This is a genomic window from Asanoa hainanensis, from assembly GCF_900188485.1.
Taxonomy (GTDB): Bacteria; Actinomycetota; Actinomycetes; order Mycobacteriales; family Micromonosporaceae; genus Asanoa; species Asanoa hainanensis.
The window spans coordinates 142,384-155,342 of record NZ_FZPH01000016.1 but is presented as its reverse complement, the minus strand read 5'-3'; the positions used below and the strand labels follow the sequence as shown (position 1 = coordinate 155,342).

14 protein-coding genes and 1 riboswitch are annotated in these 12,959 nt (G+C 71.7%); of the genes, 5 read left to right on the top strand and 9 right to left on the bottom strand.

Features of this window, described 5'->3' with window-relative positions:
* Positions 1 to 11: 11 nt before the first annotated feature.
* Complete coding sequence (locus tag CHC05_RS31820; RefSeq protein ID WP_089254324.1) at positions 12 to 1,076, top strand: LacI family DNA-binding transcriptional regulator; 1,065 nt, start codon at positions 12 to 14, stop codon at positions 1,074 to 1,076.
* Positions 1,077 to 1,090: 14 nt separating this feature from the next.
* Complete coding sequence (locus CHC05_RS31815; RefSeq protein WP_089254323.1) at positions 1,091 to 1,294, top strand: hypothetical protein; 204 nt, start codon at positions 1,091 to 1,093, stop codon at positions 1,292 to 1,294.
* Between the two features lie 3 nt (positions 1,295 to 1,297).
* Here CHC05_RS31815 and CHC05_RS31810 read toward each other — a convergent pair whose 3' ends face one another.
* Entirely contained in the window at positions 1,298 to 2,695 is a 1,398-nt protein-coding gene (locus CHC05_RS31810) for a cation:dicarboxylate symporter family transporter (RefSeq protein ID WP_089254322.1), read from the bottom strand.
* A gap of 96 nt (positions 2,696 to 2,791) precedes the next feature.
* Here CHC05_RS31810 and CHC05_RS31805 point away from each other — a divergent pair, with 96 nt between their 5' ends.
* Positions 2,792 to 3,448: a hypothetical protein gene (locus CHC05_RS31805; RefSeq protein ID WP_089254321.1), complete on the top strand. Its 657-nt coding sequence runs from the start codon at positions 2,792 to 2,794 to the stop codon at positions 3,446 to 3,448.
* 397 nt (positions 3,449 to 3,845) lie between these two features.
* On the opposite strand, the gene CHC05_RS31800 is transcribed toward CHC05_RS31805, so the two are convergent.
* The 4 genes from CHC05_RS31800 to CHC05_RS31785 form a co-directional block, all read right to left on the bottom strand.
* On the bottom strand, positions 3,846 to 4,358 hold the full coding sequence (locus CHC05_RS31800) for an LURP-one-related/scramblase family protein (RefSeq protein WP_089254368.1): 513 nt from the start codon (positions 4,356 to 4,358) through the stop codon (positions 3,846 to 3,848).
* Between the two features lie 17 nt (positions 4,359 to 4,375).
* Positions 4,376 to 4,990 carry a CE1759 family FMN reductase gene (locus CHC05_RS31795; protein ID WP_089254320.1) on the bottom strand — a complete coding sequence of 205 codons (615 nt, stop codon included), beginning with the start codon at positions 4,988 to 4,990 and terminating at the stop codon, positions 4,376 to 4,378.
* Entirely contained in the window at positions 4,987 to 6,069 is a 1,083-nt protein-coding gene (locus tag CHC05_RS31790; protein WP_089254319.1) for an LLM class flavin-dependent oxidoreductase, read from the bottom strand. Before CHC05_RS31790 ends, CHC05_RS31795 begins: the two co-directional genes overlap by 4 nt.
* A 66-nt stretch (positions 6,070 to 6,135) precedes the next feature.
* Positions 6,136 to 6,579 carry a DUF5709 domain-containing protein gene (locus CHC05_RS31785; protein WP_089254318.1) on the bottom strand — a complete coding sequence of 148 codons (444 nt, stop codon included), beginning with the start codon at positions 6,577 to 6,579 and terminating at the stop codon, positions 6,136 to 6,138.
* 91 nt (positions 6,580 to 6,670) lie between these two features.
* Between CHC05_RS31785 and CHC05_RS31780 the strand changes: the two genes are divergently transcribed.
* Positions 6,671 to 8,320, top strand: a complete 1,650-nt coding sequence (locus CHC05_RS31780) for a glycosyltransferase family 39 protein (protein ID WP_144022866.1) — start codon at positions 6,671 to 6,673, stop codon at positions 8,318 to 8,320.
* On the opposite strand, the gene CHC05_RS41785 is transcribed toward CHC05_RS31780, so the two are convergent.
* The 3 genes from CHC05_RS41785 to pdxR form a co-directional block, all read right to left on the bottom strand.
* Positions 8,317 to 8,463 (bottom strand): hypothetical protein, encoded by a 147-nt coding sequence (locus CHC05_RS41785; RefSeq protein WP_179266471.1) that lies wholly within the window; start codon positions 8,461 to 8,463, stop codon positions 8,317 to 8,319. The genes CHC05_RS31780 and CHC05_RS41785 overlap by 4 nt on opposite strands.
* A gap of 320 nt (positions 8,464 to 8,783) precedes the next feature.
* Entirely contained in the window at positions 8,784 to 9,641 is an 858-nt protein-coding gene (locus CHC05_RS31775; protein ID WP_089254316.1) for a bifunctional 5,10-methylenetetrahydrofolate dehydrogenase/5,10-methenyltetrahydrofolate cyclohydrolase, read from the bottom strand.
* 17 nt (positions 9,642 to 9,658) lie between these two features.
* Positions 9,659 to 9,740: riboswitch (ZMP/ZTP riboswitch) on the bottom strand.
* Positions 9,741 to 9,774: 34 nt separating this feature from the next.
* Positions 9,775 to 11,154, bottom strand: a complete 1,380-nt coding sequence (pdxR, locus tag CHC05_RS31770) for a MocR-like pyridoxine biosynthesis transcription factor PdxR (protein WP_089254315.1) — start codon at positions 11,152 to 11,154, stop codon at positions 9,775 to 9,777.
* 46 nt (positions 11,155 to 11,200) lie between these two features.
* On the opposite strand from pdxR, the gene CHC05_RS31765 reads away from it, so the two are divergent.
* On the top strand, positions 11,201 to 12,142 hold the full coding sequence (locus tag CHC05_RS31765; protein ID WP_089254314.1) for an aldo/keto reductase: 942 nt from the start codon (positions 11,201 to 11,203) through the stop codon (positions 12,140 to 12,142).
* On the opposite strand, the gene CHC05_RS31760 is transcribed toward CHC05_RS31765, so the two are convergent.
* Positions 12,139 to 12,951: a S1 family peptidase gene (locus CHC05_RS31760; RefSeq protein WP_089254313.1), complete on the bottom strand. Its 813-nt coding sequence runs from the start codon at positions 12,949 to 12,951 to the stop codon at positions 12,139 to 12,141. The genes CHC05_RS31765 and CHC05_RS31760 overlap by 4 nt on opposite strands.
* Positions 12,952 to 12,959: the final 8 nt, after the last annotated feature.

Here is a 12,959-nt window from a genome sequence, read left to right as displayed (position 1 = left end):
GAGGTGGGCTCGTGCGACCCACGTTGCAGACCGTGGCCGACGCCGTCGGGGTGTCGCGCAGCACCGTCTCCAACGCCTACAGCCGGCCCGACCAGCTCTCCACCGAGCTGCGCGACCGGGTGCTGGCCGCGGCGGCGGCGCTGGGCTACGCCGGTCCGGACCCGACGGCGCGATCGCTGCGCAAGCGGCGGACCGGTGCGATCGGCATGCTGTTCACCGCCAGCCTGTCGTTCGCGTTCACCGACCCGTACGCGGTCGGCTACCTGCGCGGCCTGGCCGAGGCGGCCGAACAGGCCCGCACCGGCCTGCTGCTGCTGCCGCTGTCCGTCGAGGACGACGCGGCCGCGGTCGCGGCGGTCAACGAGGCCGTGGTCGACGGCTTCTGCGTCTACTGCATGCCCGACTGGCACCCGGCGCTCGACGCCCTCGCGGCGCGCGGGCTGCCGGTGGTCAGCGGGCAGCGGCGGGCCAGCGACGGTCCACAGTCGGCGTTCGTCGGCATCGACGAGGCGGCGGCCACGCGGGCCGCGGGCGACCACCTGATGGCACTTGGGCACCGGCGGGTCGCGGTCATCGGCGACTACCTCAGCGTCGCGCCGACGATCGGCCCGGCCCTGCTGACGTCGCCGGCCGACGTGGCCTACTACACGAGCCGCGAGCGACTGCGCGGCTACCAGTCGGCGTTCGCCGCCGCCGGCGTCGACTGGTCCACGGTCACCACGGTCAACGTGCCCGGCAACTGCCGCGACGACGGCGCGACCGCGGCGGCGCACCTGCTCGACCGGGCGCCGCGCCCGACCGCGATCGCGGCGCTCAGCGACATCGTCGCGCTCGGGGTGCTCGACGCCCTGCGGGCGCGGGGGCTGCAGCCCGGCCGGGACGTGTCGGTCGTCGGTTTCGACGACATCCCGGAAGCCGCGGCCGAGAACCTGACCACCGTCCACCAGCCGGCAGCCGACCGCGGCCGGCGCTCCGGCGAACTGTTGCTCGACCGACCGGCCGACCCGGCCGACCGCACCGTCGTGCTGCCCACGCGGCTCGTCGTGCGAGCGACAACCGGCCCGGCCCCGTCCTGACAGGAGAGTCCGTCATGCTCGATCCCACTGCCTTCGTGCAGGCCCTCAACGCCACCCGTGACCACGTCTACTCGGCTCGCCCGGACGCGCCGGTCGTGCCCGACCGCGTACGCCGCACCGGTCGCGGCGACCCGCTGCGTCGCCTTGCCGCAGTCGCCCTGCGGCGGGTGGCCGACCGGGTCGAACCCCGCCGGGCCTGCTCCACAGCCGCGATCTAGGTACTAGATCGGTTCAGAATCGCGGGTCGGTCGGTCGTTGCTCGTGCGTTGGGCGGCGACCACCGGCTCGCGTTCCCGTTCCGGCTCCTCGTCCAGCATCGTGGCCTCGTCGAACGGGTCCGCGCCGGCCAGGACCGCCTGCGCGCGGTCCTTGTCGAGCTCGCCCGCCCAGTGGCCGACCAGGAAGGTGGCCACCGCGTTGCCGGCGAAGTTGGTCAGTGCTCGGGCCTCCGACATGAAGCGGTCGATGCCGACGATCAGCCCGACGCCCTCGACCAGGTCCGGCCGGTGCGACTGGAGCCCGCCGGCCAGCGTGGCCAGGCCCGCCCCGGTCACCCCGGCCGCGCCCTTCGAAGCAATGATCATGAAGAGCAGCAGGCCGATCTGTTCGCCCACCGCGAGGGGCTTGTTGAGCGCGTCCGCGACGAAGATGGACGCCATCGTCAGGTAGATGGCCGTGCCGTCCAGGTTGAACGAGTACCCGGTCGGCACCGTGATGCCGACGACCGTGCGGGAGACGCCGACGTGCTCCATCTTCGTGATGAGCCGGGGCAGCGCCGACTCCGACGACGAGGTCGACAGGATGAGCAGGAACTCGCGACCGAGGTAGCGGAACACGGCGAAGATGTTGAGCCCGGTGACCAGCTTGAGCAGCGTGCCGAGCACGAGGAAGACGAAGATCAGGCACGTCAGGTAGAAGCCGAGCATGATCTGGAGCAGTCCGGCAAGCGCCTTCCAGCCGGTCTCACCGACCACGGCGGCGATCGCACCGAACGCGCCGATCGGCGCCACCCACATGATCATCGCGAGCACCCGGAAGACCAGCTTCTGGAGATACCCGACCGCGCGCAGGATCGGCTCGCCCGTCGGGCCCATCGCCTGGATCGCGAAGCCGACCAGCAGTGCGACGAGCAGGGTCTGCAGCACCTGCGAGTCGGTCAGCGCCGAGAACAGCGTGGTCGGGATGATGCCGAGCAGGAAGTCGACCGTACCCTCGGACTCGCTGGTGTCCGGCGCCTTGCCGGCGCTGAGGTCCAGGCCGCTGCCGGGGTGCAGGATGTTGCCGACCAGCAGGCCGATCGCCAGCGCCACCGTGGACATCAGCAGGAAGTACCCCAGCGCCAGCCCGCCCACCGTGCCGACCTTGGCGGCCTGGCGCACGGAACCGATGCCGAGCACGATCGTGCAGAAGATGATCGGGCTGATCATCATCTTGATCAGGTTGACGAACCCGGTGCCCAGCGGTTTGAGCGACTCACCCACACCGGGCGCGACGAGCCCGACGAAGATGCCGGCCAGCACGGCGACGACAACGGCCAGATACAGGTACGCGGTCCGGTCGCGGCGGCGCGGTGCGTCGGCGGGCCGGGAGCTCTCGGCGATCGACAAATGGCCCTTCATGCCCACCTGTGACCGCGCTCACACCAGCATCCTTCGGCGGGCACCGAACGATCGCCCGCGATCGTAAGATCAGCTTCCCCTCGACCCGGAGACCACATGCTGTCCAACGTTCCGCGGCGCCGCTGGTTGCTGATCGCCTCCGGCTCGGCCCTCGCACTCCTGCTGGCCGGCGCGGCCGCCTTCGCCGTGACCAACGACGAGCCACAGCCCGCCGCCCTGGACGTCGCCACGCCGGCGACCACACTTCCGGCACCGGAGCCGACCCCGACTCCGGCTCCGACGGCCACCGCCACGGCGAGGGCCTCCGCCGCTCCCACGACGACCGCGCCGCCGGTCCGCCGCACCGCGCCCGCCCGGACGACCTCCGCGCCGCCCAAGCGCCCGCCGACCCCGAACAAGCCGGCGTGCATGCACGCGGGCGTGGTCGACGTGCCCAACCCCTACAACAGCGGCGTGATCACCGTGTCCGCCCGCATGGGAGCCGGAAACAAGATCTGCCCGGGCGAGCGGATCAAGGTGACCTGGGTGAGCTACGGCCCGGCGTCGGGCGGCGGGTCGGTCCTCTACCGGTCAGGCTCGCACTACATCGACCGCGAGCACCCGAAGTGGACCTTCACCGTGGTGACGCCGGACGTGTGCGACGACTCCTGGTACGTGGTCAAGGGAAACGTCACCATCCCGCGCACGATCAAAAAAGGCGTAACCCCGTTCGGCCTCGCCAAGGTGCACTGGGACGGCCCCCGCCCCTGCTAGCCGAACAAAGTCCGAAGCCGGTCATGATCGGGTGTGGCTCGTCGAGGCAACGACAGCGCGGCCCCGTGATCGGATGCACCTGGTCTGGTTAGGGCACGGCGTGGCGACCAGACCAGGCGCACCCGATCCTCCACCTCGTGCCGGATTTACCAGACCAGGCACACCCGATCTTGGAAGCCGACCATGGCCAGACCCGCCCACAGGCCCGCACCCGGCCATCCGGCCGAACCGCAGCCAGCCGGCAGACCCCGATCCACCCGTGACCAGGTCACCGACGGGCCTACACCAGCCCTACGTGGTCCTGTCCGACGACGGACCTGGCAAGCGGAGCGCAGCGGAGCGATCCCTCGCGGGAGGAACGGTCCGGACCACCGCGAACCCGAGTAATGAATCGCCCTTATTCGTCCTTGCCGGCTTCCTCGGCTCGTTTCCGTTCGGCCCGCGACTCAGCGAGATCCAAAGCCAGCACACCCGCCAAAATCAGCAAATCGTTCTGCCCTTCGGCGATGTCCACGGCGTACGTGTCGCGAATGGTGAACCATTTCTTCGACACGTTCGCGACCCGGCGGCCACCCAGCTCCACCTCGTACTCGTGGTCGAGCAGGTCGCCCTTCATCTCCAGGTCGTCAGGGCCCGGCACGTCGATCGTGTACTTGTCGCGGAACGGCGTGAACAGCTTCTTGCGCATCTCGGCCGCCTCTTCGCCACCGATGCTGATCGCGTACGTCGGCCGCAGCGCGATCAGCTTGCGGTGCACCGCGGCCACCTCGCGGCCCGACGCGTCCTCGATGACCAGCTTGTCGCGCAGGCTGAGCACCTTGCCGTCGACGTGGAACACCTTGTTGCCCGCGTCGTCGGTGATGTCGAAGTCGTCGCCGATGTCGAGGAACTTCTCCCGGATGAGGTACATGACCCCATCCTCGCGCATCACTCGCCGGCTAGCAGGTCCTCGAACGAGGTCTTGAGCGCGAACGGGTCCTCGACCGTCGCCGGGTCGCGGCGGGCGACCTCGGCCGCGAGCTCGGCGGCCGCGCGGCTGACCCGCTTGTCGAGCCGTCCGCCCTCCTCGTCGCCGCCCCAGTCCTCGGGCGCCGCGAACACGCCGGTCGGGATGACGATCGAGCGGGTGTACGCGAACAGCGGGCGCAGCGCGTGGTCCAGCGCCAGCGAGTGCCGGGCGGTGCCGCCCGTCGCGCCGATCAGCACGGGCTTGCCGGCCAGCGAGCCGTCCGGCAGCACGTCGACGAACGACTTGAACAGCCCGCTGTACGACGCGGTGAAGATCGGTGAGACGGCGACCAGCCCGTCCGCGCCGGCCACCGTCTCCACCACCTTGGCGAACGCGGCGCCGGCGAAGCCGGTCAGCAGGTTGTCGGTGATCTCGTGCGCGTGGTCGCGCAGCTCAATCACCTCGATCTTCGGGGTGACACCGAGCCGGGTCAGCTCGTCGCCGGCCGCGGCCGCCAGCTTGTCGGCCAGCAGCCGCGACGACGAGGGTTGGCGGAGCCCGCCAGTGACCACCGCGAGGGTGCGCTCACTCATGCCGAGACCTTGGAAGCCGCCACCAGCGACTCGTGCGTCGGCGCGTCCGGCACGTCGGCCGGGCGGTTGACCTCGAACTCCTTGCGCAGCACCGGAACGACCTCCTCGCCGAGCAGGTCGAGCTGCTCCAGCACGGTCTTGAGCGGCAGGCCGGCGTGGTCCATCAGGAACAGCTGCCGCTGGTAGTCGCCGACGTAGTCCCGGAAGCCGAGCGTGCGGTCGATCACCTGCTGCGGGCTCCCGACGGTCAGCGGCGTCTCACGCGTGAAGTCCTCCAGCGACGGGCCGTGGCCGTACACGGGCGCCTCGTCGAAGTAGGGCCGGAACTCGCGTACCGCGTCCTGGCTGTTCTTGCGCATGAAGACCTGGCCGCCGAGGCCGACGATGGCCTGCTCCGCGGTGCCGTGCCCGTAGTGGGCGTAACGCTCGCGGTAGAGCCCGATCATCCGCTGGGTGTGCTCCTTGGGCCAGAAGATGTGGTTCGCGAAGAAGCCGTCACCGTAGAAGGCGGCCTGCTCGGCGATCTCCGGGCTGCGGATCGAGCCGTGCCAGACGAACGGCGGCACGCCGTCGAGCGGGCGCGGCGTCGCGGTGAACGACTGCAGCGGGGTGCGGAAGCGACCCTTCCAGTCGACCACGTCCTCGCGCCACAGCTTGTGCAGCAGCGAGTAGTTCTCGATGGCCAGCGCGATGCCGTTGCGGATGTCCTGCCCGAACCAGGGGTAGACCGGCCCGGTGTTGCCGCGGCCCATCATCAGGTCGACCCGGCCGTCGGCCAGGTGCTGCAGCATCGCGTAGTCCTCGGCGATCTTCACCGGGTCGTTGGTGGTGATCAACGTGGTGGCGGTGGAGAGCAGCAGCTTCTCCGTGCGCGCCGCGATGTAGCCCAGCATCGTGGTCGGTGAGGACGGCACGAAGGGCGGGTTGTGGTGCTCGCCCATCGCGAAGACGTCCAGACCCACCTCTTCGACCTTCTGCGCGATGCGCACCATCGCCTTGATCCGGTCGTGCTCGCTGGGGGTCGTGCCGTTGGTCGGGTCCGGCGTCACATCGCCGACGGTGAAGATCCCGAACTGCATCTCGAAGCACCTCGCTTTCGCTCAGCCACCGTCAACTTATTTGACGCCGCAACTATTCCGCTGAGCCTAACGGAGAGGTCCGTCACCCTGGTCGTCCGGGCCGTCGACCACGTGGATCGCGGCTTCCTCGGCGCTGGCCCCACCCGCGTCGATCCCGGCGTCCCACGCTACCGAGTCGGCCTCGGTGTCCTCGCCGAATCCCTGGTCCTCCTCGACCAGGCGGCCCGACCGGGGGTCCTGCTCGTAGCCGCGCCGGCTGATCTCGTCCTCGTCGTCCTCGACCTCCGCGTACGGGTCGATATCGGGCTCCTCCTCGGCCAGGAGTTGCTCGAGTGACTCGCCCTGGCGCTCCTCGGCCGCCGTCGTGCCGAACCGGTCGGCGCCGCTCCACCGGTCGGCCGCGGCTATGCCCACGTCCAGCGGGTCGGCCACGCGGTCGTCGTCGAGCGTGTCGGAGGCGTCGAGCACCCCGTCGTCCTCGAGCACCTCGAACTCTGGATCCTGGCTCATGGTTATCCCTCTTCCCTCGGTCGGGTGCCAGCCTAAGAGCCTTCGCGCGCGGTGCGTCGTCCCGGTCGGGGCGGTCCGCTAGCCTGCGCCGGTGCCTGTCGTGATTCGTCCGTTCCTGCGCCTAAAGCGAACTGTGCCCGGGTTGGTATGGCTGATCCTGGTGTCGCACGTCGCGGTGGTGCTCTGGCAGACCGCGCTGTTCCCGAACTTCCGCTCACCGGACGAGCGCCAGCACGCCGATCTGATCGTCGCGGTCGCGCGGGGGGACGCCTGGCCCTGGCCGGACCCGGGCACGCTGGCGGTGACGGAGGGCAGCGGTGCGGGCGGCTTCACCCGGTCCAACCGGATCGACGGGCGGCTTCGGCTGGCCGAGCACCCTCCGCCGGCGGACCGTCTGTCTTACCTGGCCGGCGGCGGCGACGCACCCGACGCGGACCAGCCGGCGAACCAGCTCGTCCAGCACCCGCCGATGTACTACGTTCTCGGCGGTGCCACGCTTTCTCTGGTGCCCGGCTGGGACGGAATCCCGTTCGACCTCGTCTTCCTGGCGCTGCGCTGGTGGAACGTGCTGTTCGCGGCCGCTCTCCCGCTGCTGCTCTGGGCGGTGGCGCGCCGGCTCCGACTGCCCGATCCGGTCCCGGTGGCGGCGGCGCTGGTGCCGCTGGCCATCCCCGAGCTCACCCACACCGAGTCCGCGGTCAACAACGACAACCTGCTGGTCCTGCTCTTCGCCACGCTGACCCTGCTGGTGGTGCGGGTACTCACCGGCGACACCACCCGGCGCACCGCGCTGGCGATCGGCCTGGTCGGCTCACTGGCGTTGCTGACAAAGGGGTTCGCGTTGCTGGTGCCGGTCTGGGTTGGCGTCGCCTATGCCGTGGCGGCGGTGCGGCGCCGGAGCACGCGGCCGCTCGGGTCGCTCGCGTTCGCGTGGCTGGCGCTACTACCGGGCCTGTCGTGGTGGATCCACAACCGGATCGCGTACGGGTCGGTGCAGCCACACGGTCGCTTCACCGAGACGCCGCCGCTGGAGCCGACCCACTCGTTCGGCGACGGCGGCCTGACCTGGCTTTTGCGGCTGTTGGAGAGGATGAACACACTGTTCTTCGTGCACGACCAGACGGGCGACCGCCTGCACCACTGGCCATGGAAGCTGGCGGTGGTGGCGGCCCTGGTGTTCGCGATCGGAGTGGCGCTGACGCTGGCCCTGCGCGCGATGCCGCGCACCACGGCGCTGGTCCTGCTGCTGCCGGTCGCCGCGCTGCTGGCGATCGTGGCGAAGGGTTCCTACGAACAGTGGGCGGCCAACCAGACGTACGCGGGAATGCAGGGCCGCTACTTGTACGGCGGCCTGGTCGGCCTGGCGGTGGTGGCCGTCGCGGCGGCGGGCCGCCTGCCAGCCCGTTGGCGGCGCACCGCCCCCCTGTTCGTGCTCCTGTTCGCGGCGCTGATGCAGACCGTCTACTTCGGATACACGCTTGACCTGTTCTGGACCCCGGCGAACGGCGACCGCCTGGCGGCCCTCCGTGCGATGGCCACCTGGTACGCGCTGCCCCCCGCCGTCCTGGCCGTGGTGGTGGTCGGCGGACTGGCCGCACTGGCAGCGACTCTGGTCGCCACCACGCGCCTGGCCATCCACCGACCCGCGGTGCCCGTGGTCGTCCCACCGTCGCAGCGGCAGCCGGTCACCCCGACACAACCCACCGCACCGACCGTCGAGTCCGACCGAATCTCCGTCTAGCGGCCCGCGTCGGTCTTGCGGCCCGCGTCGGTCTTGCGGCCCGCGTTGGGGTTGCGTTCCGCGTTGGGGTTGCGGTCCGCGCTGGTCCTGCGTTCCGCGTTGGGGTTGCGGTCCGCGCCGGTCCTGCGATGGGTGCCGGTCAACGCGGCCGGCGACGGGCTCGCCGTCGGTCCAGCGAAGAAGGGTCCCTTGTCAACGGGCAGAGTTGACGAGGGACCCTCCCTTCTGCCTTGACCAGCCGCGGACCTGGCAGCGGAGCGAAGCGGAGCGCTCTCTGGCGGGAGCATCGGTCGTGCCCCGGACGGACCCGAGCAATGAATCGCGTCTTTGATCGGGAGCTGGCTAATTCGGCCGCGGTGACGGCGTTGTGGAAGAGCATCGCGACCGTCGTCTTTGGCTAGTAGCTGGCCCTTTCGGTGGCGGTGACGGCGTTGCGGGAGCGCATCGCGACTGTCGCCTTTGGCTAAGAGCTCGCTCGCTCGGCGGCGGTGATCGCGTTGCGGAAGAGCATCGCGACGGTGGTCGGCCCGACGCCGCCGACGCGCGGCGTGATCGCGCCCGCCACCTCCGCGCACGACTCGTCGACGTCGGGCAGCAGGCGCCGCCCTTCGTAGCGGACGCCGCCGCCGATGACCGTCGAGCCGGGGCGGACGTGCTCGGGCTGGATGATGCCCGGCACGCCGGCTGCCGCGATCAGGATCTCCGCGCGCTGGGTGTAGCGGGGCCAGTCCTTGACGCCCGTGTGGACGACCGTGACCGCGGCGTTGGCGGTCGGGCGCTTCTGTGCGAGCAGCATCGCCAGCGGGCGGCCGAGCGTCGCGCCGCGGCCGAGGATGACCACCTCGCGGCCGGCGACCGGGATGTCGTGGAAGGCGAGCAGCGCTTCGATGCCCGCCGGGGTGCAGGGCAGCGGGCCGGGCAGGCCGAGCGCGAGCCGGCCCATGTTGACCGGGTGCATGCCGTCGACGTCCTTGTCGGGGTCCATCGCGGCGAGGGCCACGTCGTAGTCCAGGTGCCCGGGGACGGGGTGCTGCACGAGCAGGCCGTGTACGGCGGAGTCGGCGCTGAACTCGGCGATCACCCGCTCGAGCTCCGCCTGGGTCGTGTCGGCCGGCAGGTGGGCGTGCGGCGAGACGAAGCCGAGGTCGGCGGCCTGCCGCTGCTTGATCCGGATGTAGCCGGCGCTCGCGTCGTCGTCGCCGACCAGGATGGTGGCCAGCGCGGGCGTGACGCCCTTGTCGCGCAGGACGCGCACCCGGTCGGAAACCTCCGACAGGATGCTCTCGGCGACCGGGCCGCCGGGCAGCAGACGTGCGGACATGGTTATCCCCCCTCGACCGTGGGCACCCAGGCGGTCGATACCCACGGCGGGCTCCCCGATGGTCACTGCCATCCCGTGCCGCCAGTCGCACTCACCCCCAGCATGCCAGAAACCACCCACGCGCCGCCCATCGCTACACCCGGTCGAGGGTCTTGCGCAGCGCGGCGACCGCCGGGGCGATCTCGACGTCGGCGAGGTTGCCGTAGCCGAGCACCAGCACCGGTGTCGGGGTGGCCGGGCGGTCGGCCCGGTAGTCGTCCAGCGCCATCAGGCTCAGGCCGGCGCGGGCGGCGGTGCGGACCACCGCACCCGCGTCGGTTCCGGTGGGCAGATGCAGCAGCACGTGCAGGCCGGCGGCCGTGCCGTCGACCGTGCCCTCCGGGATTGCCTCGGCCAGGGCCGCCAGCAGCAGGTCGCGGCGCGCCCGGAAGCGGCGGCGGGCGGCGCGCAGGTGGGCGTCGTACCAGCCCCGGTCGACGAACGCCGCCAGCGCGAGCTGGTCCAGCACCGGCGGCGCGGCCTCCGCGCCCAGGTCGAGCGTGCCCGGCGCGACCAGCCAACCCAGGCCGAGCGCGGGGGAGAGGGTCTTGCTCACCGAGCCGAGCAGCGTCACCCGGGCCGGGTCGAGGCCCTGCATCGCGGCGATCGGGCGGCGGTCGTAGCGGAACTCGGCGTCGTAGTCGTCCTCTACGACGAAGCCGTCCACCGCGCGGGCCCATCGGACCAGGGCGGCGCGGCGCTCGGGCGAGAGCACTGCTCCACTCGGGAACTGGTGCGCTGCTCCGACGACGACCGCTCGCACTCCGTCGAGAGCACTGATCTCCAGTCCGTCGCGGTCGACGGGGACCGGGCGCACCGACAGGCCCGCGCCGGTGATCGCGGCCCGGAGGCGGGGCCAGCCGGGCTCCTCCACCGCGACCGCGTCGACGCCGAGCCGGCGCAGCGCCCGCGCCACCCGGGTCACGCCGTCGGTGATCCCCGAGCAGATGGTGACGGTGTCGGCGGCCGCGACGGCGCCGCGGGAGCGCCGCAGGTAGTCGGCGATGGTCCGGCGGGCGACCAGATGGCCGCGCGGGTCGGGCAGGCCCAGGTCGGTGACGGAGACCGTGCGGGTCACGGCGGCGACGCTGTCGGCCCAGCGGCGGCGAGGGAACGCCCGCAGGTCCGGCAGGCCGGGCGCGAGGTCGTAGCGGATCGCGATCGTCCGGGCGCGGGAGTGGGCCGGCCGCGGGGTCGAAACCACGTCGGGCGTCCAGGCCACCCGGGTCGCCGATCCCACCCGCGCCGCCAGGTAGCCCTCGGTGACGAGCTGGCCGTACGCCTCGGTGACCACCCAACGGGAGCACCCGAGCTCCTCGGCGAGCGCCCGGCTCGGCGGCACGGCCGACCCGGTCGGCAGCCGGCCGTCCCGGATCGCCCCGCGCAGGGCCCGGGCCAGCCGTTGGTGGACCGGGCCGGTTCCGGTCAGGTCGAGCAGCGTCGCCCATGCCAGATTGGTCTGGGAATCTGCCATGAGATTGGAGCGTACGCCCCGACCGATCCTCACTACCGTCGACAGCATGATGGAGAACCTGGTACTCGGAGCGATGATGTTCGGCACCACCGTCGACGAGCGGCGCGCGTTCGCGATCCTCGACCGTTTCGTCGACGCGGGCGGCACCTGGATCGACACGGCCAACTGCTATGCCTTCTGGGCCGACCCCAGCGGCTTCGGCGGCCAGAGCGAGACGCTGCTCGGCCGCTGGCTCGCCCGCCGGCCCGGGGTGCGCGACCGGGTGGCGATCAGCACCAAGGTCGGCTGCGAGCCGCTCGAGGCCGGTCGCTTCCCGGAGACGGCCGAGGGGCTGGCCGCACCGACGATCAAGGCCGGCATCGAGCAGAGCCTGCGCCGGCTCGGCACCGACCGGGTCGAGCTGTACTGGGCGCACAAGGACTTCCGCCGTACGCCGGTCGAGGAGACGGTCGGCGCCTTCGGCGAGCTCGTCAACGCCGGCCTGGTCAAGCGGCTCGGCTGCTCCAACTTCGCGGCCTGGCGCCTGGAACGGTCACGCCGGGCGGCGGCGGACGCGGGCGTGGTCGGCTACACCGCGGTGCAGCAGCACCACACCTACCTGCGGCCGCGACCCGGCACGAGGCCGACGGTGGTGCACCGGTTCGGCTTCTACGAGGACGAGCTGCGCTCCTATGTGGAGAGCCACGACGACATCGCCGTCTGGGCCTACACGCCGCTGCTGAGCGGTGCCTACACCCGGGCGGACAAGCCGTTGGCGCCGGAGTACGACCACCCGGGCACCGTCGCCCGCCTGGCCGCCCTGGACACCGTGGCGTCCGAGCTCGGCACCACCCGCAACCACGTGGTGCTGGCCTGGATGACCGGTGACCACCCGCCGGTGATGCCGATCGTCGGCCCGAGCACGGTGGATCAGCTCGACGAGGCGATCGCGGCGATGTCGATCACGCTCACGCCCGAACAGCGCGAGCTTCTGGACAACGCCGCCTAGTACGGGCCGACCCCGTACGCGGAGCCGGCCCGCACCGTCGGGGAGTAGTAGCTGACGCCCCCGGTCGTGCACGAGCCGCTGCCGCCGGAGGTGATGCCGACGCCGGTCGTCCCGGCGAACAGCGGTCCGCCGCTGTCGCCGGGCTGGCTGCAGATGGTCGTCCGGATCAGCCCGGTCACGGACCCGTCGGCGTAGTTGACGGTCACGTTCAGCGCGGTGATCGTGCCGGACCGGACGCCGCTCGGGCCACTGCGGGTGACCCGCGTGCCGACGGCCCGCGTGCCGAAGCTGGTGATCGGGGCCAGGCCCGGATAGATGTTGACCGCGCTCGGCTTGGCGATCGTGGTGTTGGTGTAGCGGACCAGCGCGGTGTCCCAGCCCGGGGTCACGGTGGTGACCACGCCGAGCGGCACGGTGGCCGACGCGTCGGCGTACACGGTGCTGCCGACCGCGCCGACGCAGTGCCGCGAGGTCAGGAAGTAGAACGTGCTGCCGGCGCGGGCGTTGAACCCGACCAGGCACCGGAAGCCGCCCGCCTGGAAGAACGGGTCCGCGCCGGCGATGTGTCTGCGCAGAACACCCTTCTCGTGGACGACCTGTCCCCGGCCACCGAGGGCCGCGCGGAGACCGGAAACGGTCGTCGCCGGGACGGTGTCGTCCACCGCGACGTGCGTGCCGTGCCCGTCGCTCCACCAGGCGGTCCCGGGCAGGCTGCGGTAGGCGGCGAGGCCGGGCGCAGCCGCGGCGGCGGTGGCCGGCAGGAACAGGGCGAGCGCCGCGACGGCGGCGAGGATCCGGGCTGGGCGCATATCGATGA